This window comes from Intrasporangium sp. (assembly GCF_032907665.1).
Taxonomy (GTDB): domain Bacteria; phylum Actinomycetota; class Actinomycetes; order Actinomycetales; family Dermatophilaceae; genus Intrasporangium.
This window is the reverse complement of the sequence record NZ_JAJJPG010000150.1, coordinates 5,179-8,136: the sequence shown is the minus strand read 5'-3', so window position 1 is coordinate 8,136 and position 2,958 is coordinate 5,179. Positions and strand designations below refer to the sequence as shown.

Here is a 2,958-nt window from a genome sequence, read left to right as displayed (position 1 = left end):
CGCCGCCTTCGCCCCCCGCGCGGACGCCGCCTTCGCCCCCCGCGCGGCCGCCGGCTTCGCGCTCCGCCCAGCGGCCGGCCTTCCGTCCCTCGCGCCTGTCGTCTTCGCTGCGCGGGCGGCTGGCTTGGCTCGTCCGGTCACGGCCGCACCCCGCCCGGTCTGGCGGGGTGCGCCCTGCGAGCGCCCGGTGGACGACGACGCGGCGTTCACTCCCCGAGTGGGGCGACCGGAGCGATCAGGGGTCCCGGCGCGGCCGGATCCCGATCCTCGAGAGTTCGTCACGGTTCACCTCGTCGGCGTGGGCTGGGTCGGCGGGGCTGGCGTGGAGGGGGTTTCCGTTGGGGTTGCCGCACCCAGTGTCGCCGTTGGCGACGCCGCGGGCGTGGCTCCCGGCGCTGTCGGCGTGGCGGAGGCGGGCTTCTGCGCCTGGGTCGGCTTGGGCTCGGCCTTGGGCGTGGCCTTCGGCTTCGGCTTGGGCTTGGCGACCGGGGTGGGGCTCGTCACGACCGTGAAGGCCTGGGCCGGGCCTGCGGGGTAGGCGGTCCCGGTGACCTTGCCGGACTTCAGGTCGATGTGGCCGCGCTCGTTCGAGCGCACCATGCCGAGCTGGCTCGCCTTCTTGGCCAGGGCGCCGCTCGCGGAGGCCCGGTCGATCTCCTCCTGGAGGTTGCCCGCGGTCTCGGCGAGGACAGCGGACTCGCGCTGGAGCCGGCCGAGCTCGAGCGAGCCCTGGGCGAGCGCGGTGTTGAGCAGGAGCAGGGCGACGAGGCCGGTGACGAGCAGGACGACGCAGATCGACGCGAAGGCGCCGTTGCCCGTCGAGGTGATCCGGGCCGGGATGACCCGCAGCGGTGGCGGGGTGGCGCGCCGCGGTGAACGCGCCGGAGCGCGGAGCGGCCTGGCGGTGGCTGTCGCCTGGCTCATCGGGCGGTTCCCTTCCTGCTGGCGCGCCGGCTCGTGGCGGCGTGCGTCCGTGCTTCGTGTCTCGTGCTCCTGCGGTGGGGGTCACTTCCGCGGTGCGTGTCGCCGCGCGTCCGGTCGTCAGCCGCCCGCTCTCGGGCCGCCTTCGTGACCGCGGTCGTCGCGGAGGTGCCGGTGTCGCGGATCCGCTCGACGGCGCGCAGCTTGGCCGAGGCGGCCCTCGGGTTGGCGAGGACCTCGGCGTCGTCGGGCTCCTCCGCGCCGCGGGTGAGGGCGCGCAGGTAGGGGGCGTGCTCGGGCAGCTCGACGGGCAGGCCCGGCGGCGTGCTCGACGTCGTGCCGGCGGCGAAGGCGCGCTTGGTCAGCCGGTCCTCGAGCGAGTGGAAGGACAGGACGGCCATGCGCCCGCCGACGGCGAGGACGTCGATGGCGGCGTCGACGGCGCGCTCCCAGCCGCCGAGCTCGTCGTTGACCTCGATGCGCAGCGCCTGGAAGGTCCGCTTGGCGGGGTGCCCGCTCTGGCGCTGCGACGTGACGGGGATGACCCGGCGAAGCAGCTCGACGAGCCGCTCCGACGATGTGAAGGGCGCGGCCTCCCGCTCCCGGACGACGGCCCGCGCGATCTTGCGGGCGTAGCGCTCCTCGCCGTAGTCGCGCAGGATCCGGGTCAGCTCGTCGACGGAGTACTCGTTGAGCACGTCTGCCGCCGTCGGTCCGCCGGACTGGTCCATGCGCATGTCGAGCGGCGCGTCGACGCGGTAGGCGAAGCCGCGCTGCTCCTCGTCGAGCTGGAGGGAGCTGACGCCGAGGTCGACGACGATCCCGTCGACGTGCTCGAGCCCGGCGTCGAGGACCACCCGGGCGATCTCGTCGTTCGTCGCGTGCACGGCGGTGAAGCGGTCCCCGAAGCGCGCCAGGCGCCGGCCGGCGAGCGCGAGGGCGTCCCGGTCCCGGTCGATGCCGATGAGCCGGCACTCGGGGAAGCGCTCGAGCACGCCCTCCGCGTGCCCACCCATGCCGAGCGTGGCGTCGACGTGGACGGCGCCCGGGCGCGAGAGGGCGGGGGCGAGCAGGTCGAGGATGCGGTCGCGCAGGATGGGGACGTGGCGCTCGTGCGCGTCTCCGCGGTCGCTCATGCTCCGCCTCCTCTCTCGGCTCCCCGTCGGCGCGGCGAGCGACCGTCGGTTCTTCGTGCTGATGGTGCTGGTGTTGCTGGTGGTGCTGGTGTGACTTGGGTGGCGATGGTCTGGTGCGGGGTGAGAGTGGAGGGGAGCCGACGGTCTGCCTCGTGCTGACCTGAGGGCTGGTCCCCATCCGCGTCCCCGCCCGGGACGGGGGAAGTCGTCCCGGGAGCGGAGCGGCTGGAGGCCGGCGCGCAGGTCGTGCAGGTCAGGATCTGTGGGGGCTGGTCGGGGCACTCGGCAGGAGCACTCAGAGGACTCGCGATCTAGAAGAGTCCCGGGACCACCTCCTCCTCGGTGTCGGCGAAGCTCTGCTCCGTCTCCTCGAGGTAGGTGTTCCACGCCGCGCTGTCCCAGACCTCGAGCCGTGTGCCGGCGCCGATGACGGTGACCTCGCGGCCGAGCCCGGCGTACTGCCGGAGGTTCGCGGGGATGGTGAAGCGACCCTGCTTGTCGGGGACCTCGTCGGAGGCGCCGGAGAGGAACACGCGCATGTAGTTGCGCGCGGTCCTGCTCGTCGTCGGTGCCAGGCGCATCTGGTCGGCCACCTTGACGAACTCGTCCATCGGATAGATGAAGAGGCACCGCTCCTGGCCCCGCGTCACGACCAGCCCCCCGGCCATGCGGTCCCGGTACTTCGCGGGCAGGAAGAGCCGGCCCTTCTCGTCGAGCCGGGGCGTGTGCGTACCAAGAAACACGGCCGCCCACCTCCCCTACCTCGACCCGATCGGCGTCCCCATCGCCTTCCTTGCTGCCCCACGATACTCCACTTTCCTCCACCGTCAACGACGCAATCCCCTGTCCGCGCGTTTCCTTCTCGTGTTTGCGCACGTCAGGACGGTGGAGCGAAGTGGAG

3 protein-coding genes are annotated in these 2,958 nt (G+C 73.3%); all 3 read right to left on the bottom strand.

Features of this window, described 5'->3' with window-relative positions:
* Positions 1–285: 285 nt before the first annotated feature.
* Positions 286–924: a hypothetical protein gene (locus tag LOY02_RS16490; RefSeq protein WP_317183459.1), complete on the bottom strand. Its 639-nt coding sequence runs from the start codon at positions 922–924 to the stop codon at positions 286–288.
* Positions 921–2,057 carry a 16S rRNA (cytosine(1402)-N(4))-methyltransferase RsmH gene (gene rsmH, locus LOY02_RS16485; RefSeq protein ID WP_317183458.1) on the bottom strand — a complete coding sequence of 379 codons (1,137 nt, stop codon included), beginning with the start codon at positions 2,055–2,057 and terminating at the stop codon, positions 921–923. The genes LOY02_RS16490 and rsmH overlap by 4 nt, the downstream gene beginning before the upstream one ends.
* Positions 2,058–2,368: 311 nt before the next feature.
* Positions 2,369–2,800: a division/cell wall cluster transcriptional repressor MraZ gene (gene mraZ, locus LOY02_RS16480; protein WP_317183457.1), complete on the bottom strand. Its 432-nt coding sequence runs from the start codon at positions 2,798–2,800 to the stop codon at positions 2,369–2,371.
* Between the last annotated feature and the right edge of the window lie 158 nt (positions 2,801–2,958).